The 18,208-nt window shown below is 47.9% G+C and carries 18 protein-coding genes; 7 read left to right on the plus strand and 11 right to left on the minus strand.

The window, feature by feature from the left end:
- Positions 1–230: 230 nt before the first annotated feature.
- Positions 231–368, minus strand: a complete 138-nt coding sequence (locus tag ORJ00_RS17605) for a hypothetical protein (RefSeq protein ID WP_306140461.1) — start codon at positions 366–368, stop codon at positions 231–233.
- A 105-nt stretch (positions 369–473) separates the two neighbouring features.
- Complete coding sequence (locus tag ORJ00_RS17610; protein WP_306140462.1) at positions 474–1,121, minus strand: hypothetical protein; 648 nt, start codon at positions 1,119–1,121, stop codon at positions 474–476.
- Positions 1,122–1,288: 167 nt separating this feature from the next.
- On the opposite strand from ORJ00_RS17610, the gene ORJ00_RS17615 reads away from it, so the two are divergent.
- Together ORJ00_RS17615 and ORJ00_RS17620 are read left to right on the plus strand one after the other, a co-directional pair.
- Positions 1,289–2,215 carry a tyrosine-type recombinase/integrase gene (locus tag ORJ00_RS17615; protein WP_306140463.1) on the plus strand — a complete coding sequence of 309 codons (927 nt, stop codon included), beginning with the start codon at positions 1,289–1,291 and terminating at the stop codon, positions 2,213–2,215.
- Positions 2,205–3,293, plus strand: coding sequence for an IS91 family transposase (locus ORJ00_RS17620; protein ID WP_306140464.1), 1,089 nt, complete (start codon positions 2,205–2,207; stop codon positions 3,291–3,293). The genes ORJ00_RS17615 and ORJ00_RS17620 overlap by 11 nt, the downstream gene beginning before the upstream one ends.
- A gap of 499 nt (positions 3,294–3,792) precedes the next feature.
- Here ORJ00_RS17620 and ORJ00_RS17625 read toward each other — a convergent pair whose 3' ends face one another.
- The 3 genes from ORJ00_RS17625 to purL all read right to left on the minus strand — a co-directional run bounded on the left by ORJ00_RS17625 (position 3,793) and on the right by purL (position 9,730).
- A complete protein-coding gene (locus ORJ00_RS17625) occupies positions 3,793–4,758 on the minus strand; it encodes a YHYH protein (protein ID WP_306140465.1) in 966 nt (321 codons plus the stop codon).
- A gap of 2 nt (positions 4,759–4,760) precedes the next feature.
- A complete protein-coding gene (locus ORJ00_RS17630) occupies positions 4,761–5,423 on the minus strand; it encodes a hypothetical protein (RefSeq protein ID WP_306140466.1) in 663 nt (220 codons plus the stop codon).
- Positions 5,424–5,836: 413 nt separating this feature from the next.
- Positions 5,837–9,730 carry a phosphoribosylformylglycinamidine synthase gene (purL, locus tag ORJ00_RS17635; protein ID WP_306140467.1) on the minus strand — a complete coding sequence of 1,298 codons (3,894 nt, stop codon included), beginning with the start codon at positions 9,728–9,730 and terminating at the stop codon, positions 5,837–5,839.
- Positions 9,731–9,884: 154 nt separating this feature from the next.
- Between purL and mltF the strand changes: the two genes are divergently transcribed.
- On the plus strand, positions 9,885–11,315 hold the full coding sequence (mltF, locus tag ORJ00_RS17640; protein WP_306140468.1) for a membrane-bound lytic murein transglycosylase MltF: 1,431 nt from the start codon (positions 9,885–9,887) through the stop codon (positions 11,313–11,315).
- A 66-nt stretch (positions 11,316–11,381) separates the two neighbouring features.
- Positions 11,382–11,543: a hypothetical protein gene (locus ORJ00_RS17645; RefSeq protein WP_169338567.1), complete on the plus strand. Its 162-nt coding sequence runs from the start codon at positions 11,382–11,384 to the stop codon at positions 11,541–11,543.
- On the opposite strand, the gene tadA is transcribed toward ORJ00_RS17645, so the two are convergent.
- Entirely contained in the window at positions 11,518–12,003 is a 486-nt protein-coding gene (gene tadA / locus ORJ00_RS17650; RefSeq protein ID WP_037055180.1) for a tRNA adenosine(34) deaminase TadA, read from the minus strand. The genes ORJ00_RS17645 and tadA overlap by 26 nt on opposite strands.
- 183 nt (positions 12,004–12,186) lie before the next feature.
- Here tadA and ORJ00_RS17655 point away from each other — a divergent pair, with 183 nt between their 5' ends.
- From ORJ00_RS17655 to ORJ00_RS17665, 3 genes are all read left to right on the plus strand, one after another.
- Positions 12,187–12,399 (plus strand): hypothetical protein, encoded by a 213-nt coding sequence (locus ORJ00_RS17655; RefSeq protein WP_306125642.1) that lies wholly within the window; start codon positions 12,187–12,189, stop codon positions 12,397–12,399.
- 85 nt (positions 12,400–12,484) lie between these two features.
- A complete protein-coding gene (locus ORJ00_RS17660) occupies positions 12,485–12,925 on the plus strand; it encodes a transcriptional repressor (RefSeq protein ID WP_306140469.1) in 441 nt (146 codons plus the stop codon).
- Between the two features lie 97 nt (positions 12,926–13,022).
- Positions 13,023–13,487, plus strand: a complete 465-nt coding sequence (locus ORJ00_RS17665; RefSeq protein WP_027672328.1) for a chemotaxis protein CheX — start codon at positions 13,023–13,025, stop codon at positions 13,485–13,487.
- Positions 13,488–13,793: 306 nt separating this feature from the next.
- Here ORJ00_RS17665 and ORJ00_RS17670 read toward each other — a convergent pair whose 3' ends face one another.
- From ORJ00_RS17670 to rpsR, 5 genes are all read right to left on the minus strand, one after another.
- Positions 13,794–14,663 carry a hypothetical protein gene (locus ORJ00_RS17670; RefSeq protein ID WP_306140470.1) on the minus strand — a complete coding sequence of 290 codons (870 nt, stop codon included), beginning with the start codon at positions 14,661–14,663 and terminating at the stop codon, positions 13,794–13,796.
- Positions 14,664–14,864: 201 nt separating this feature from the next.
- On the minus strand, positions 14,865–15,953 hold the full coding sequence (gene alr / locus ORJ00_RS17675; protein ID WP_306140471.1) for an alanine racemase: 1,089 nt from the start codon (positions 15,951–15,953) through the stop codon (positions 14,865–14,867).
- Positions 15,953–17,335: a replicative DNA helicase gene (gene dnaB, locus ORJ00_RS17680; RefSeq protein ID WP_370298047.1), complete on the minus strand. Its 1,383-nt coding sequence runs from the start codon at positions 17,333–17,335 to the stop codon at positions 15,953–15,955. Before dnaB ends, alr begins: the two co-directional genes overlap by 1 nt.
- Before the next feature lie 166 nt (positions 17,336–17,501).
- Entirely contained in the window at positions 17,502–17,954 is a 453-nt protein-coding gene (gene rplI / locus ORJ00_RS17685) for a 50S ribosomal protein L9 (protein ID WP_027672331.1), read from the minus strand.
- A 19-nt stretch (positions 17,955–17,973) separates the two neighbouring features.
- Entirely contained in the window at positions 17,974–18,201 is a 228-nt protein-coding gene (rpsR, locus tag ORJ00_RS17690) for a 30S ribosomal protein S18 (RefSeq protein ID WP_008218940.1), read from the minus strand.
- Between the last annotated feature and the right edge of the window lie 7 nt (positions 18,202–18,208).

Consider the following 18,208-nt stretch of genomic DNA (forward strand, 5'->3'; position numbering starts at 1 on the left):
GAAAGACACAGCCATATTACTAGTAAAAAAAGTGCATAAATAGACTTCATTACGATTCCTTGTTAAATATGTCTAACGCCCAAATTTAGCGCGGAAAGCCGCGCAGCGGGTTGACGTCGCAGCCAGCGCTTTTTGCTGGCGATAATATTTTTTTGTTATGTTCACTTGCTATTTGAAATGCACCCATGCAAAAAGCTTTAAAAAATACAATTAGTTAATCCAGCAAAAGCCTATCCTGAAAAGGTTTGGCTGACTAACTTTGAAAAGTTCTCTTTCTGGTAATCTTCCATTGATGCGTAAAATGCAACGCACCCAAGCACTAAAACCAAAGCAGTGTATGCAGCTGTTCTTCTTAAATTTTTACTCATGTGTAACTCCGTGATTATTATTTGAGGTGAACATAACGCTGCCATAATTTGCAGCATGGAGCAAAGCGAAATGCTGTCAAATTAATGGCTTTGTTAAGCATCTTTTCATAAGGAAAGGTAATGTTCTGCATAGTAACTTTGCATAAATTCCAAGGCCTGCTCTTCTGACCAATCATATTCACCATCTACTAGATTAATAAATTCTGCTTTAAACATCTCAGTTTGTTTAAATGCTTGGAACTTTTTATCTCTATATGCAAGAAACTCTGAATGAGACATATTTAAATGACCAATGACTGAGCCGCTTTTAATATTTATGATCTGATATTTTTCATAAGTAGAACCGTAGCCCATATGAACATAATTTGTCATTTCACCATCAGGTATAATCAAAGCTCCATTAAACCAGTCAGCAACAACCTGCTTTTTCTCAGGAAAAACGGTTTCTATTATGCTCCTACGCTCTCTTTTATCCTTAGATGGGTCACTGTCAATCTCTATAGTCATATTAACAAGGACAAGACTCTCATTTTTGATTTCCCATGTCGCTAGGTATCCCCTCCAGTTAGAGGACCATATTACGGCTTCTTCTGGCGGCTCCCAGTTAACACTTTGCAAAAATGATTCCAATGGATTTGTATTTAAAGAAAACTCCTCGCCATTAATTAATATTTTATCTGGGCTCTGTGCTGTAGCTTCAGCTCTAGCCGACAGAAAGAGCAAAATCAAAATTGTAAGTACTTGTCGAATCATGGTGTATCCCTAGATGCTTAACGCAGCCAGCAGCGGATTTGAGGTCCAGGCCACGCAGTGGCCGTTTGTGGCTGCACTTGTTGAACGAAGCCGCTACGCGGCAGAGTGGATCATCAGCTGTACTTCTTATGCCCTTCAATCGTGAAGGCTCTGTAAGGAGTATTATCATGAATACCAACGAGCAACACCGCTTTAATAATTTGTATCAAGAATATCTTAATGCGTTAACCTTGCAAGGAAAAAGTCCTAAAACGGTTGATATGTATAGCCGCTATTTGCGCCAGGTTTCACTGTTTTTTGACACCTGCCCGGATGCCCTCACCGCCGCTGAGCTTAAAGGTTACTTCTTGTCTTTGGTGGAAACCAAATCCTGGAGTGCGGTTAAAATTGCCCGCAACGCGATTCAGTTTTTTTACCGCCATGTGCTGAATAAACCCTGGGATTGGATCCCCATTGTTAAACCGCCCGTGGTGCAAACCCTGCAAGACGTGCTATCCCCCGCTGAAGTGGCGGCCATTATCAATGCGACCCGTGAACTGCGCTATCAAACCTATTATTGGGTGACCTACAGCTTAGGTTTACGTTTAAGCGAAGCGCTGAACTTAACCATCGCTGATATCGACAGCCACCTGATGCGGGTGCATCTGCGCTTTACTAAAAGCAAAAAAGACCGCTTTGTGCCCTTGCCACAAACCACCTTAACGGCACTGCGCCGCTATTGGGCAACGCATCGTCATCCCACATTATTGTTTCCCGGTGGCAAAGCGCCGCATGTGCGTGAGGGTAAGCCAATGGTGATGGATAAAGGTGGCGTGCAGCAGACCATTAAGCTCGTCGCGAAACACTGCGGCATCAGCAAAAACGTGCATGTGCATACCTTAAGGCATTCGTTCGCCACCCACTTACTGCAACGCGGCGTCAGCTTACGTGCCATTCAAACCCATTTAGGCCATGCCAGCCCGATTACTACCGCCCGCTATACCCGAATGACCGAGGAAGTAACACAGAACAGCGCCCTGATGATTAACGACATGCTAAGTCTGCTGAACATTACCTGGGCTGATGCCAATGCGCCGGAGGCGGATGATGAGTAGCCTGGCCGCTATCTTACGTGACCAGCAGACTGATTTTATCCGCGATTATGGCGCACGGATGCGGGGCGTGCACCACCGTGCTATCGCGCATATCCTCGCGTGCCACACCCCGCAGTGCGGTGAAATTCATAGCCATTGCAAGGACTGCCAGCAAGATACGGTGCACTATTGCTCTTGTGGTGACCGTTTCTGCCCGGCCTGTCAGCACAACGCCAACAGTGACTGGCTTGCCCGGCAACAACAAAAACTGCTGCCGGTTAACTATTATCTGGTGACTTTTACCGTACCTCGGCAACTGCGGCCTTTTATCTGGCATCATCAACGCTGGGCTTACCCCGCGCTGTTTGATTGCGCTGTCGCAACCTTGCAGTCCTTCTTTACGCGCGATAAGAAACTACAAGGTAATGCCGGGTTAACCGCCGTGCTGCACACCCATGCCCGTAATCTGGATTATCATCCGCATGTACATCTTATTGTGCCGGCAGGCAGCCTGAATAAACGCCGCAATCTCTGGCGTGAAAAAAACAGCAAATACCTGTTCAAAACCGATAACTTAGCAGAGGTGTTTCGCGCTAAGTTTATACAGGCACTGACACAGGCTGGCTATCGTTTGCCGTATCAATGCCCTAAAAAGTGGAATGCTGATTGTGAGTGCGTCGGTAGCGGTAACAGCGCCTTAACTTACCTGGCCCGTTACTTATACCGTGGGGTAATTAGCGAAGATAACATCTTGTCTTATCAACACGGCAGGGTCACCTTCAGGTACAAAAACAGTTCCACTAAGCAATACCAGCGCATTACCGAGCCTGCCGTCGATTTTTTATGGCGGGTGCTGCAGCATGTGTTACCCAAAGGCTTTCGGCGCACCCGGGACTATGGTTTTTTACACGGCAACGCCAGGCGCACCTTATTGCGTATTCAATTGCTGCTTAAAGTCAGGTTATCGCCGCCACCCAGCCGGCAACAGAGTAAAAAGTGCTGCCCGCATTGGCAGGGCCAGTTACACATAATCTGGGTCAAACATCGCTGGGAGGCCACAACGGCAAAACAGTCAGCACATTTAAAACGAACCAACTAAGCAAGGGATTGCGCCAAGGCACAGGATGCGCCCCACCCGTGATAAAAATACTGAACCTGGAGGTGAGTAACGGCTAAACGAAAACATAAAAGAACAACGGATTGCTGCTGACAAAAGCGGCGATTATGGCTAAACTCGCCCCTAATTTACTGCCGCTAACCAGCGCAACCCAAGCCACTCAGGCTGTCATCGATATATCTACTATATAAGCAGAAAAACCAACCACCGGGCTTGTCCAACAACAGGATTAAGTCGCGGCTGCGCGCGACCTATCCTTGTTTATTAGACGCCAACTGCATCCGCCCCCACTTGTAGAAATTTAGAACTCTGACGAGTTTCTTTTGCCCCGCGACTCCTCCGGCAAGCTCTCAGATTCTGTGAGCATGGTGCGTTCGCTCAAAGCAGGCCGACCGCGACAATCGCCGTAAAAAAGACGTTTGTAGAAATTATGTCCATACAGGTCCGGCCCAATAAATTCGCTCTCTAGATCATGGCACTGTCACCGCCGGCAATACTCGCCTGTATGTACCTTGCCACCATTAGTTACCGTTTGCGTGATGAAGTCATAACAGCCGGGCTTAGTCGAGGGGGTGTAGCGAATGTAATAATCTTTTCCCTTAAAGCTGTAATCCATGCTCCGGCTTCCATCTGCATTTTCTGTAAAGACGAGATCCTGAACCCCGCCTTGCGGTGGCCGACCGGGCGCAGCACCACCCCCATTTGCCGTCGCGAGTGGCCGCACGCGGGGGAGTCGTTCGAAGTCGGCCACTTTGCCCATCAGGCACTGCACGATATACGGCGCATCGGTGGAGGTGTGATAGCGATAGCCGTAGTTTGCATCCTGCTGTCCGTTGCACAGGTCCAGATCTCCCTCGGCGATTACCGACCCATCTGGGTTGTTGTCGCCATAGATCGGAAAGCCATCAAAAGCCCAGCCGATGATCGCATCATCTCCAGCATTGGCCATCTGCGCGATCATGCAGGTCGGTTTGGCGTGGTAGTGATAGTCATCACCGCGCCCCGCATGGCCACCACAGACATCAAGCTGTCCGGTCTGAAGCGTATCGTGGTGAGCCTGATGGTGGGCCAAATCCTCCTGGCTCATTTCGCCGCCCGCGGTGTAGTCGTAGATCGGCACACCGTTTACTGCGACGCCCAAAGCAGCATCCCGAGTAAGCGGCGTTGTGCCTAGGGTCGGGGAAAGAATGATCGGTGCACCATATTCAGCCGGGACCGGCACCTGCTCGTTTGTACCGACAATCCCAGTCATCTTTTTATGGTCCGGGTAGGTGTCAGAGTGAATGATCGCGTGGCTGTCGGTGCACCTGACGGTGACGCGCGTATCGAACCCCGCGTCGGAAACTGACTCTTTGACAGCGGAGCAGTGGTCGTCATGGGCGGCTGCGGTGGAGACGGTGGCGATCAACATTAGCGTGGCCATCGTAATTGTGGCGGGATGGGTCATGTCTATGGCTCCGTTCTGTAGGGGCGATTGACTACGAAGCGGCAGAGGATGGTGTTGCTTTGCTCTAGATCGGGCCCCCAGATCAACTTGGCTTCGTCTACCCAGTCGATCCGGTCATAGCCGTCTTTTGGGCTGACCTCGCGTTCGGTATAAACACTTGCCTTTGGCCAGTCCGAGGCGTCAAAGCCTGCCTGATCCCAGCCAGCGGGCTCCTCTCTCACCTGAAAGGTACAGGCACCTTTGCCCGCAACGGGATTTGCCTCGCGTTCACAGGATTTGTCTAGCGGCGCGCTATGAATAACCAAGCACTGCCACTTCGCGTTGCTGACGACGACAGGCTCACCTGAGCCATCCTTGATCTGCAGGATGACGCCCCCGTCCCCCATCTGTTGCCGCCGCGTCCCAATATATTCCAGACCGGTGTCATTTTCTTTGAAATCCTTTGCTACGAGACCAATGACGAAAGGTCGCTCTGCTACGAACTCGAAGCTCTCGGCATTGAACGAGCGCTCGGTCGTGATGGGCACGCTGTCTTCGGCCACTTTCGTGCCATTGATTCGCATTTCGAACCAGTTGTCGGCCCAGACGTCTGCGGTAAAGGTCTCCGCAGAGAATACAGGCGAGGTAAGGCAGAGTAATGCCAAGGTGGCGATGGTACGTTTCATGTAGTAATCCTCACGGTGAGCGCCCAAGTTGGAGTGTTGGATGGCTTATTAGTTCTCCATTGGCGTCTAACAAATTATTAGTTTGGAAAACCCCTTCTATCAATCGCGGGATTTTCCCTTCTATCATGATTTTACATTTCGCTAAATTAGCCAACATTTTTCACTAAATCAACTACATATTTAGAGCGTGCTGCTGTAGCTATGCGTGAAAGCGGGTTTTAAGCTCGCGATCCACAAATTTACACCATATTTACTATAACTGTTTATATATACATATATTAATTACGATATGTGGCTTTTCATCGTTTTAATGACGCAGAGGAGGATACGGCAGCCACTTTTATCAGTGTGTCGATATGAAAACGGCATAAAAAAACCTGCCGTAGCAGGTTTTTTATTTCGTTAAGTTGGCTTTAGCCTAACCAGACGCGGGCGTTGCGGAACATACGCATCCACGGGCTGTCTTCTTGCCAGCCGTCTGGCTGCCAGGAGTTGGCTACTGCGCGGAATACCCGTTCTGGGTGTGGCATCATAATGCTGACACGCCCATCCGTTGTGGTAAGTGCCGTAATACCGGCAGCTGAACCGTTCGGGTTTTGCGGGTATTGCTCAGTAACTTTACCGTAGTGATCAACAAAACGCATGGCTACGGTGCCGCTGTGGTTGGCTTTAGCGAATGCTTCGCCAGAGGCAAATTCAGCATGGCCTTCACCGTGCGATACGGCAATTGGCATACGTGAACCGGCCATACCATTGAAGAACAATGACGGGCTTTGCTGAATTTCAACCAAACTAAAGCGCGCTTCAAAACGCTCAGACTTATTGCGCACAAAGTGTGGCCACAAATCTGCGCCCGGGATCAGGCTCTTTAAGTTTGACATCATCTGACAGCCGTTACACACACCTAGTGAGAAGGTGCTGTTACGCTCGAAAAATTCGGCAAACTGCTTACGGGCCATATCATTAAACAATACTGATTTTGCCCAGCCTTCACCGGCGCCTAATACGTCACCGTAAGAGAAGCCGCCACAGGCAACCAAGCCGTTAAAATCGCTAAGCTTGGCTCGGCCAGCTAAAATGTCGCTCATATGCACGTCAACGGCTGTAAAGCCCGCACGGTTAAAGGCAGCGGCCATTTCCACGTGCGAGTTAACGCCCTGCTCGCGCAGTATGGCAACTTTGGGTGCGGCGCCTTTTAAGATATAAGGCGCTGCGACATCTTCGTTAACATCGAAGCTGAGTTTTACATTTAAACCCGGATCGGCAGCATCGGCTTTGGCGGAAAATTCTTGTTTGGCGCCTTCAGGGTTATCACGCAGTGCCTGCATTTGATAAGTTGTTTCCGCCCAGATGCAACGTAAGCGAATACGGCTGTCGCTTAAAATAACCTTGTCGCCACGGCTGAATACCAGCTCGTCGTTGTTACTTACGCTACCAATAACATGGCTGCAATTACCCAACTGGTGCTGCGCCAGCACCTGCTTAACGTACTGAAGCTCGCTGTTGCTTACCTGAATAACCGCGCCTGGCTCTTCACAGAACAATACCGCCATATCGTCGTTACCCAGCGCACTAACATCGGCGCGCACACCGGCTTTACCGGCGAAAGCCATTTCAGCCAGGGTAACAAACAAACCGCCGTCTGAGCGGTCATGATACGCAAGTAGCTTCTGCTCACGCGTAAGTTGCTGCACAGCATGGAAGAAATTAATTAGCAGTTCAGGGCTGTCTAAATCAACCGGCGTCTGGCCCAGTTGCTTATACACCTGCGCTAAACAGGATGCGCCTAAACGGTTCTGGCCCTGGCCTAAATCAATAAGTATCAGGCTGGTATCGCCTTTGTCGGTGCGCAACTGTGGTGTTACCGTTTTACGAATATCTTCTATGCGGGCAAAGGCGGTGATCACCAGCGACAACGGCGAGGTTACTGCTTTGTCTTCACCGTTTTGCTGCCATTTGGTTTTCATTGACATCGAGTCTTTGCCTACCGGAATAGTGACTTCCAGCGCAGGGCAAAGTTCTTCGCCAATGGCTTTAACCGCGGCGTACAAACCGGCATCTTCACCCGGGTGCCCGGCAGCGGCCATCCAGTTAGCCGATAACTTAACGCGCTTCAAATCACCAATGTCGGTAGCCGCAATGTTAGTAATGGCTTCGGCCACTGCTAAACGGGCTGAGGCGGCAAAGTCTAGCAGTGCCACGGGTGTGCGTTCGCCCATTGCCATAGCTTCGCCATGATACGTATCGTAGCTGGCGGCGGTAACACCACAGTTCGCCACAGGAACCTGCCACGGGCCAACCATTTGATCGCGCGCCACTAAACCGGTAACGCTGCGATCACCAATTGTAACCAGGAAGGTTTTTTCGGCAATGGCTGGTAAACGTAACAAACGCTCTGCCGCATCTTTTACCGTAACGCCGGTTAAATCCAATGCTTTGCCTGCGGTTTGTACGCTTTGTACATCGCGGTGCATTTTCGGCGCCTTGCCCAGCAAGACGTTAAGCGGTAAATCTATGGGTGTACTGCCAAAATGAGTGTCAGTAAGGGTTAAATGCTGCTCTGCTGTGGCTTCGCCAACAACCGCGAACGGTGCACGCTCACGTTTACATATTTGCTCAAACACCGGCATTTTGTCTGCCGGAATGGCCATAACGTAGCGCTCTTGCGACTCATTACACCAAATTTGCAGCGGTGACATGCCCGGTTCGTCGTTTGGCACATTGCGCAGTTCAAACTTACCGCCAACGCCGCCGTCGTTTACCAGCTCCGGAAAGGCGTTAGATAAACCACCGGCACCTACGTCGTGGATAAATACGATAGGGTTGTCATCACCCAGCTGCCAGCAGCGGTCGATAACCTCCTGACAACGGCGTTCAATTTCCGGGTTCTCGCGCTGTACTGATGCAAAGTCTAAATCTTCTGCCGACTGGCCTGACGCCATTGACGATGCCGCACCGCCGCCCAAGCCAATGTTCATTGCCGGGCCGCCCAATACCACTAACTTGGCACCAACCGGTAAATCACCTTTTTGCACATGCTCTGCGCGAATATTACCTAAACCACCGGCCAACATTATCGGCTTGTGGTAGCCCCGCACTTCTTCGCCATTGTGGCTGGGTACTTTTTCTTCGTAAGTACGGAAGTAACCGTTAATGGCCGGGCGACCAAATTCGTTGTTAAACGCTGCGCCACCTAATGGGCCTTCCAGAATAATGTCTAATGCCGACACGATACGCTCTGGCTTGCCAAAGTCCGTTTCCCAGGGCTGTTCGAAACCTGGAATACGCAGGTTAGACACAGAAAAACCGACTAAACCAGCTTTGGGCTTAGAGCCTACACCGGTGGCGCCTTCGTCACGAATTTCACCGCCTGAACCGGTTGCTGCGCCTGGGTAAGGTGAAATTGCCGTTGGGTGGTTATGAGTTTCTACCTTCATCAACACATGGATTTCTTCATGGTGATACTGGTAAGTATTGTTGCCAGGCTGGGCAAAGAAACGCCCTGCCGTTGAACCTTCCATTACCGCGGCGTTGTCTTTATAGGCAGACAACACGTAGTCCGGTGTTTGTTCGAAGGTATTTTTAATCATTTTAAACAGCGATTTAGGCTGTTCTACGCCATCGATAGTCCAATCGGCGTTAAAAATTTTGTGGCGGCAATGTTCCGAGTTCGCCTGGGCGAACATATACAACTCAATGTCGTTCGGGTTGCGGTTAAGTGCTGTGAAGTTGTCGTACAGGTAATCAATTTCATCATCGGCCAGTGCCAGGCCCATTTCGGTATTGGCCTTTGCCAAGGCCGCTTTGCCACCGTTGATAATGTCTACTGAACTTACCGGTGCTGGTGCCGCTTTGGCAAACAGTGCTGTCGCCTGTTGGAAGTCGTTAAACACCACTTCCATCATACGGTCGTGCAGTAAGGCTGCAACCTGCGCTAACTGGGCAGCATTCAGTGCTGTTGCCGCTTCAACGTAGTAAGCAATACCACGCTCTAAGCGCGATACCTTGGCTAAACCACAGTTGCGGGCAATGTCGGTTGCCTTTGATGACCAGGGCGAAATAGTGCCGGGGCGCGGGGTTACCAATACTAATTGGCCATGAGGCTCATGGCTTGCAATAGCCGGCCCATAGGTGAGCAGTTTATCCAGCGTTTGCTGTTGCGCATCAGTCAATGCGCTGCTGATATCTGCAAAATGGACAAACTCAGCATAAATATTGCTGACGGTTAAGCCACTTTGGCCGCATTGGTCTAGTAACTTCTGAATTCTGAAATCGGACAGTGCTGGTGCACCACGCAGGATCAACATAGGTTTTCTTTTCCCGTGGGTTGAACGACGATGGAACCTAAAACAGGCGCGCCATTATAAAGAAATTTCTGCCTAAGTGGTATGAGTAAACACTGACGTCGAACAAGAAGTTTGCTATAACAGCCCCAATCAAGCTTGTAACGAGTGGAACTGCATGCGTAGAAGTGGCTTTTTGCTACTGGTATTAGTCTGGCTTATTGGCTGTAGCCCCGAACCACAGCAAAGCCAGCTTTATAATATATATCAGAGAGATAACATAAGGGTTGGTGTACTACATGGCCCCACAAGTTACTATGTTGGCATTGATGGCCCAACCGGTTTCGAGCTGGAACTGACTCAGGCACTGGCTGACAAGCTGGGTGTGACATTAGAATTATTTCCCAGTTATCATTTAGACGAGTTACTACAAAAGCTCGATAGTGGGCAGGTAGATTTTATTGCCGGTGGACTTACGCTAACCGAATTGCGCCAGGGCAAATACCGTGCTTCACCAGCGTATCGTTGGATAAACGAAGTGTTAGTGTTTAAACAAGGCAATGTATGGCCGCGCTCGATAAATGAACTTACCGACAGTGTAGTGGTGGTAAAAGACAGTAGCCATGCTGAAACCCTGCAACAACTTACTCAGGAACACCCTGAACTTGTCTGGCGACAGCATCCAACATTAGACGCCGATGAAATTCTGCAGCAGGTAGTCGACGGCAATATTACCTATACGCTGACGGACTCTAATCAGTTGGCTCTCAACCGGCGTTTTTACCCTAACTTAAGCATTGCTTTTACCGTTCGTGACAATTTACCCGTTACCTGGTTATTGGCAGATAATCAGGACGATTCATTGTATGCCGTATTAATTGAATTTTTTGGCGCTATGTACCAGGGCGGTGAACTTATCGCATTGGAAGATAAATACTTTGGTCATGTACAACAGTTTGATTATGTTGACACCCTGGCTTATATCGAGTCGATTGAGCAAACCCTTCCAGCCATAAAGCCCTGGTTTGTGCAGTACGCAGGTGAACTGGATTGGCGCCTGCTGGCGGCACTCAGTTATCAGGAATCGCACTGGAACCCTAAGGCTAAAAGTCCAACGGGCGTGCGCGGTCTGATGATGCTTACTTTGCCAACGGCGCAACAAATGGGTGTCACCAGCAGGCTGGATCCTCAGCAGAGCATTCAGGGAGGCAGCCGTTATTTGCATCGGTTGGTTACCCGTATCCCTGAACGAATTGCCATGCCAGATAGGCTTTGGTTTGCTTTAGCATCCTATAACATTGGCTGGGGCCATGTAGAAGATGCCAGAGTATTGACACAACGCGACGGTGCAGACCCGGACAAATGGCTGGATGTTAAACAGCGTTTGCCTCAACTGCGGCAAAAAAGTGTTTATCAGACGACAAAATATGGTTATGCCCGCGGTGACGAAGCGGTAACCTATGTCGAAAATATCCGTCGCTACTACGATACCTTGCTATGGGTCGATGAACGCCAGCAAGCAGAACAGCGGTTACAACAACAGAAACAACGCTTAAGCGAACAAATCAGTACAGAAATATTGCCACCACTGCCGAATGAGAACAACTAGTATGCATATTGAAACTTGCCACTGTTGTGCCCATAGTAGCGTTTATTAAGTTTTAAGAGACATGACATGCTAAAACGAAAAAAACCACAGCTACAGGCTAAACGTCGGCGCTTAGTCGACGTTGCGTCTAGTCGGCGCCGGATTAAACGTAATCTCGCAGTGAAGAAGTTACATCAACGCCGGCGTCATTATCTGGGTTTTGTTATTCAAGCCGAAGAGCACGTTTAAGCGCTTTTTGCTCCGCTCTTCGCCGCTTGAAAAAACTGGATAATTGTTCGGCGCACTGCGCTGCCAAAACGCCAGACACAATGTCTAGTTGATGATTAAACTGATGATGTTGTACCACATTAAGTACGGAACCGGCAGCACCGGTTTTGGCATCATGGGTACCAAAAATAAGTCGTTTTATTCGACTATGTACCATAACACCTGCACACATACAGCATGGCTCTAATGTTACATATAAACTACAGTCAACCAGACGATAATTCCCCACATTAACAGCAGCGGCACGAATCGCCTGCATTTCAGCATGAGCTGACGGGTCATTTAAACTGATCATCTGGTTCCAGCCCTCGCCCAGAATGTGATCATTCTTTACCAGAACCGCACCTACCGGTACTTCGCCCTGTTGTTCTGCTCTTGCTGCTAGCGTAATCGCATGCTGCATCCAGTGTTCGTCAGTCATAATGGCTTACAATTAATCGCTAGATAGAACACAAAGTTTACCACTATATTATGGTGTAATTGACTAACTTTTATGTAATAGCAAATTAAACTGAATAGCGAAAAATAGGTAACAACATGATATTTATATATTTATTGTTTGGCATCCATTTTGCTTTCATATAAAAAAACGGGAGGCAACACCATGGGACCATTTGAAATTGCAGCGTTAGCGATCATTGGCGGCATATCACTGTCGGCTTTCAAGATTTATCACGGCAACAAAAACAATGCTGACTCACGCGAGCTGGACGAGCTGAAAACAGAACAAGAACGAATTAAACAGCGTTTAGCAACACTTGAGTCAATAGTGACCGACAAATCTTATCAATTAAAAGACCAAATTAACCGTCTGTAACCGTTGTGGTTTATACCGCTTCTGACAGCGTGGCAGTTATCGTTCAATATGTTACACTGCCCCCAACTGCTGACAGGAGCTAACAATGTCGACGGAAATTCTGGTTAATCGAGCACGCGCCATCTGCGATCAAAATGGCGCCCGTTTTACCGCAATCCGAGAAAAAGTATTTCGCTTGCTGGCCAACCTTAGTGGCGGTATTGGCGCATATGAACTATTGGAACAACTAAAACAAACAGAGCCTGGTGCAAAACCCGCAACCGTATATCGGGCACTGGAATTTTTAACCGAACAAGGCTTTATTCATAAAATTGAATCAAGCAATGCATTTTTGCTCTGTCATCATTTTGGCCAACATCATCCTGCGCAGCTTTTGATCTGTGACCAATGTGGTAATGTAACTGAGTTACACTCAGATTTGTTGCAGGAAGAATTTAACCGTCAGGCAGTAGCGCAGGGTTTTGTTATTCAGCATCAGACCATTGAAGCGCATGGTTTGTGTAAAGATTGCAAAGCAGTACAATAAAACTTATTTATATCAAGGATCTGGCTTGTTAATTCACTAAAAGCTTTCTAATCTTAATAAGCTATAGCCCTTATCCCGTATTCTGATAGGCAAAAACATGAATGTTGAGTTTATAAATCCGTTTTTATCGTCTTTGGTCAATGTGTTAAGTACCATGGCCAATACCACTATCGTTCCAGGGCAGCCCCGGATTAAAAAAGATGAAGTCGCCCGTGGCGATGTGTCTGGCTTAATTGGCATGGTAAGCCCGCAAACCAAAGGCTCGTTCTCTATTACCTTTGAAGAGTCATTAGCGGTAGAAATTATGTTTCGTATGCTGGGCGAACGGCCTAAAGGTATTACTGCCGATGTGACTGACATGGTTGGTGAAATTACCAACATGGTTACCGGTGGTGCAAAGCGGGTACTAGGCGAAAAAGGTTACGACTTTACCATGGCCACCCCGGTTGTGGTATCTGGCAAAAACCACACTATTTCGCATAAATCAGAAGGCGCAAAGATTTTAATGCCGTTTGATTCGGATTTTGGCAAGGTACATATCGAAGTCAGCTTTGATAAGTAACTGTTGCTTCCTCAATAAAACATAACTCGATCTTCAATACTTGATCGGAAAAATGATGCTACTTCATTTCTGCAGTTGCAGATTGTAGTTATCAAAATGTGTTTACAACACCTTAGCAACCAAATTGTTAGTATCATGGTGTACGTAAATGAACTTAGCTTACATTTAACGTAAAAACGACTTTGACCCGAATGACTTGAACAAAAAATTTAAAATTTAAAAGAGATTGGCACTCTGCATACTTTTAAGGTACACCAGTAGAATGCCATCTCCGGATATCATAATACTCTTAAAATTAAGACTTATCTAAAAAGACGTATCACCACAAAATGCTATGCCGTTTCTCGGGTCACCCACCAAGTTCAAACGGCCTCCGGGAAAGTAAATATTTTGGTGGTTGTGAACCGGGCCAAATCGACCACCTTCGTATCCGTCATAAGAATATATATTGCTACCGGCGAACCAAGTGTCTTGAGCAACAGCAATGAGGCCATCTATAGGATTTCCTGAGAATATACTTGGAGGAAGATTTCCGTCTCTAGTTTGGAGAAACGTCTTCCAGACTATGCCTTTAGTATATTTTTCTACATATAAAACGCTATCGCGAGTAACAATCGAAATTCCTGTCTTGTTATTTCCAAATATACCATGTATTTCCCCAGCACCAGCGTCCTTGAATACTTGTTTTCTAACCCAAGTCCCGCGATAACTCGTCAGATAAGCTAATTCTTCTCCATTAGTAATAACTATCCCAGTCTTATTGTTACCAACAATACCTCGTATATTAAAAGGTGGCCTCGGAAGACTTTTCCAAACGTTGGCAGCATAAGAATCCATATACTTAATTGTATAACCATCTTCACCAACAACAATAGGTCCTGATTGATTCTCACCAGCGAGGAATTTAACAGGAATGCCGGGATCGCTAATGTCAGCTATATACCCTGATGCGTAAGACTCGATTCGTTTAATAGTCCTATTTTTGTGTCCCCCTGCAATAATAAGACCTGAGCTATTATTGCCAGCCAACAGACCGCAATTCATAGGCAAAGGAAAATAGTAGCCTCTAAGTTCTTTGAAATTGGTAATAACACTTACACTATCAGCAGAAGCATTAGTTACAACGCCACACATTGACACAACTAAAGCCAATAAATTTACTAAAATAACTCTCATAGATAACACTCCTCGTTAAATCAATGAGGATTGTACACGCTAAATAAACCAAATCAATAAATCACACGCAAACTTATAACAAATTAATCACATTGGCCATTTAAAATTTATTGATAAAGTTGAGTATTGTTTGTGGGCAGTGCAAAAAATCACTGAACCAAGTCCCAGTGACGATTACCTTAGTGAATCGGATGTCAAGACTCAGGCAGATTGGCTTAGATAGCTAAACTGTACGCGGCTGGTAATATTGCAAAGTAACTCGTAAGGAATGGTATCTACCCGCCGCGCCAGCTCTTCTACGGGTAAATCTGCTCCCCAAAGAACCACCTTATCGCCAACTGCGACTGGAGCAGTACCAATATCTACCGTAATCATATCCATAGATACCCGCCCAACGATAGGATGGCATTTGCCGTTAATTAACACATCGGCGTTGTTACCGGCGCCCCGTGGGTAGCCATCACCATAACCGATTGCTACAACGGCTAAGCGTGTGTTGTGTGCCGCTATCCAGCTACCACCATACCCCACAGCATCACCTGCGCTAACCTCGCGTACCGCTATCACGCTACTGCACAATGTCATGACCGGTTGCAGTTGATGATCGGCACTGCATTGCGCCGCCATAGGGGATACACCGTACAGCATTAAACCCGGGCGTACCCAGTCGCCATGGCTTTGTGGCCAATTAAGCACCGCAGCTGAATTTGCCAGCGATAGCTCGCCCGGCGCACCTTGTAAGGTCTGTTGAAACAGCTGTAGCTGTTTTAGTGTGGCTGGGTTTTGTAGCTCATCTGAACTGGCAAAATGCGTCATCAGACGCATTGGCCCTTGTACATTCGGGCTTTGCTGTAAACGCTGATATAGTTCGGCAAATTCATGCGGATAAATACCCAGCCGGTGCATACCAGAATCAACTTTTAACCACACCCGTACTGGCGCATCCAACACTGCGGCCAATAGCGCTTCAGCCTGCTCACGATGGTGAATAACCAGCTGCAGGTTAGACGCCACCACTTGTTGTAATTCATCGGCATGAAAAAAGCCCTCCAGCAGCACGATAGGTTTAGTTATACCGCCTGCCCGCAATGCTAAGGCTTCATCGATGCGCGCCACGCCTAATGCATCAGCATGCTTTAAGGCCTGTGCTACGGCTAACATGCCGTGGCCGTAAGCATTCGCTTTAAGTACGGCGAGTACTTTGCTGTTGGGTGCCAGCTGTTTTACCTGCTGATAATTATGGCTTAAGGCATTAAGATCAATAATGGCTTGTGGCCGCCGGCTATGCATTAATCGTCCTCGAACCGCGCGCTACCGGCATAGTTGTCAAAGCGTGAATAACGGCCGTGGAAAGTTAAGCGTACCCGGCCTATCGGGCCGTTCCGCTGCTTGCCAATGATGACCTCTGCCGTGCCTTTATCCGCGCTGTCGTCGTTGTACACTTCGTCACGGTAGATAAACATAATTAAGTCGGCATCCTGCTCGATAGAACCGGACTCACGTAAATCGGAGTTTACCGGCCGTTTATCAGCGCGCTGCTCCAGTGAACGGTTTAGCTGCGACAATGCGACCACCGGTACTTTTAATTCTTTCGCCAGGGCTTTGAGTGAACGTGAAATTTCGGCAATTTCCAAGGTACGGTTTTCGCTCATACCCGGCACAGTCATTAACTGTAAGTAGTCGACCATGATCATGCTTAAGCCGCCGTGTTCACGTGCCACCCGGCGCGCCCGTGAGCGTACTTCGGTGGGTGTTAACCCCGAGCCATCGTCGATATACATTTTTCCTTTGGTGTTCAAAAGCTCTATTGCAGAAGACAGCCGCGCCCAATCTTCATCTTCCAGCTGGCCGGTACGCACCTTAGTTTGGTCAATACGGCCTAAAGAGGCCAGCATACGCATCATAATTTGTTCGGACGGCATCTCTAAGCTGAAAATCAGCACCGGCTTGTCACTGGTAATAGCGGCGTGTTCACACAGGTTCATCGCAAAGGTGGTTTTACCCATTGAAGGCCGCGCAGCGACGATAATTAAGTCTGACGGCTGCATACCGTTGGTCATTTTATCTAAATCGACATAGCCGGTAGACACCCCGGTCACCCCGTCGTAAGGCGAGCGAAACAGCTCATCAATTTTCTCAATGGTTTTGGCCAGTATGCTATTGATTGGCTCTGGGCCTTCATTGGCATTGGTGCGCTGTTCGGCAATTTTAAATACTTTGGTCTCGGCAAAGTCCAGCAACTCAGCCGAGCTGCGCCCCTGCGTGTCGTAACCGGCATCAGCAATATCATGCGCCACAGAAATCATATCGCGCACAACAGCGCGCTCACGCACGATTTCGGCATAGGCCAGAATATTCGCTGCGCTGGGGGTATTTTTGGCAATTTCACCTAAATAGGCAAAACCACCGACATCATCCAGTTTGAGGTTGGCTTCTAAATCTTCTGATACGGTAATAATATCGATGGGCTGGGTAGCCTCGGCCAAACGTGACATGGCGGCGAAAATAAACCGATGCGCGCGCAGATAAAAGTCTTGCTCGACCACTTTTTCAGCTACACGGTCCCAGGCATCGTTATCCAGCATTAAACCGCCAAGTACTGACTGTTCAGCCTCTATAGAATGGGGCGGCATTTTTACCGCGGCAACTTGCTTATCTTTAGTACTGCTCATATCACCGGTATCAGTTAGCGAAAACAGCATAATGCTAACCTGCCACAAGCAGATCACAAAGCGATGTCAGAGAAATTTTTATATGAAGGCAAAAATACGAGAAAAGAAAGAAGAGAAAACAAACAAGAGAAAAAGCACACCGCAAGCGCAGTGTGCTTTTAAGCAATTAAGCTTCTGCGATTACAACAACTTTAACCGTTGCAGTAACTTCAGCGTGTAACTGAACGTCGATATCGTATTCGCCAGTTTCACGTAAAGTACCTGTAGGCAGTTTAACTTCTGCTTTAGATACCTTAACGCCAGCTTCAGTGATCGCATCAGCGATATCACGGGTGCCAACTGAACCGAACAGTTTGCCTTCGTCACCGGCTTTAGAAGCGATAGTCACTTCACCCAGCGCAGCAAGTTTGGCAGCACGATCATTTGAAGCAGCTAAGTCAGATGCTAATTTAGCTTCTAATTCAGCGCGACGTGCTTCGAATTTTTCGATGTTAGCCTTGGTTGCCGGAACTGCTTTACCCTGTGGGAATAAGAAGTTACGTGCATAGCCAGACTTAACAGCTACATTGTCACCTAAACCACCAAGGTTAGCGACTTTGTCTAACAGAATAATTTGCATTACTTATACCCCTTCTGTATTAACTGTGTGAGTCGCTGTACGGTAACAGAGCCAGGTAGCGTGCGCGCTTGATAGCACGAGCCAGTTGGCGCTGATACTTAGCGCTGGTACCAGTAATACGGCTAGGTACGATCTTGCCGCTTTCTGTAACGTAGTTTTTCAGAACAGCGGTATCTTTGTAATCAATCTCTACAGTGCCTTCTGCAGAAAAACGGCAGAATTTACGGCGACGGAAAAAACGTGACATTTGCCTG

Origin of the sequence: Rheinheimera baltica, assembly GCF_030731985.1 — a bacterium.
Taxonomy (GTDB): Bacteria; Pseudomonadota; Gammaproteobacteria; order Enterobacterales; family Alteromonadaceae; genus Alishewanella; species Alishewanella baltica.

What these genes read in the sequence shown, in the direction of transcription:
- ORJ00_RS17605 (WP_306140461.1), bottom strand. Translation starts at nt 368, where the DNA reads ATGAGTAAAAATTTAAGAAGAACAGCTGCATACACTGCTTTGGTTTTA.
- purL (WP_306140467.1), bottom strand. Translation starts at nt 9,730, where the DNA reads ATGTTGATCCTGCGTGGTGCACCAGCACTGTCCGATTTCAGAATTCAG.
- tadA (WP_037055180.1), bottom strand. Translation starts at nt 12,003, where the DNA reads ATGACTGACGAACACTGGATGCAGCATGCGATTACGCTAGCAGCAAGA.
- ORJ00_RS17670 (WP_306140470.1), bottom strand. Translation starts at nt 14,663, where the DNA reads ATGAGAGTTATTTTAGTAAATTTATTGGCTTTAGTTGTGTCAATGTGT.
- ORJ00_RS17655 (WP_306125642.1), top strand. Translation starts at nt 12,187, where the DNA reads ATGGGACCATTTGAAATTGCAGCGTTAGCGATCATTGGCGGCATATCA.
- alr (WP_306140471.1), bottom strand. Translation starts at nt 15,953, where the DNA reads ATGCATAGCCGGCGGCCACAAGCCATTATTGATCTTAATGCCTTAAGC.
- ORJ00_RS17660 (WP_306140469.1), top strand. Translation starts at nt 12,485, where the DNA reads ATGTCGACGGAAATTCTGGTTAATCGAGCACGCGCCATCTGCGATCAA.
- ORJ00_RS17620 (WP_306140464.1), top strand. Translation starts at nt 2,205, where the DNA reads ATGATGAGTAGCCTGGCCGCTATCTTACGTGACCAGCAGACTGATTTT.
- ORJ00_RS17615 (WP_306140463.1), top strand. Translation starts at nt 1,289, where the DNA reads ATGAATACCAACGAGCAACACCGCTTTAATAATTTGTATCAAGAATAT.
- rplI (WP_027672331.1), bottom strand. Translation starts at nt 17,954, where the DNA reads ATGCAAATTATTCTGTTAGACAAAGTCGCTAACCTTGGTGGTTTAGGT.
- mltF (WP_306140468.1), top strand. Translation starts at nt 9,885, where the DNA reads ATGCGTAGAAGTGGCTTTTTGCTACTGGTATTAGTCTGGCTTATTGGC.
- dnaB (WP_370298047.1), bottom strand. Translation starts at nt 17,335, where the DNA reads ATGAGCAGTACTAAAGATAAGCAAGTTGCCGCGGTAAAAATGCCGCCC.
- rpsR (WP_008218940.1), bottom strand. Translation starts at nt 18,201, where the DNA reads ATGTCACGTTTTTTCCGTCGCCGTAAATTCTGCCGTTTTTCTGCAGAA.
- ORJ00_RS17645 (WP_169338567.1), top strand. Translation starts at nt 11,382, where the DNA reads ATGCTAAAACGAAAAAAACCACAGCTACAGGCTAAACGTCGGCGCTTA.
- ORJ00_RS17665 (WP_027672328.1), top strand. Translation starts at nt 13,023, where the DNA reads ATGAATGTTGAGTTTATAAATCCGTTTTTATCGTCTTTGGTCAATGTG.
- ORJ00_RS17610 (WP_306140462.1), bottom strand. Translation starts at nt 1,121, where the DNA reads ATGATTCGACAAGTACTTACAATTTTGATTTTGCTCTTTCTGTCGGCT.
- ORJ00_RS17625 (WP_306140465.1), bottom strand. Translation starts at nt 4,758, where the DNA reads ATGACCCATCCCGCCACAATTACGATGGCCACGCTAATGTTGATCGCC.
- ORJ00_RS17630 (WP_306140466.1), bottom strand. Translation starts at nt 5,423, where the DNA reads ATGAAACGTACCATCGCCACCTTGGCATTACTCTGCCTTACCTCGCCT.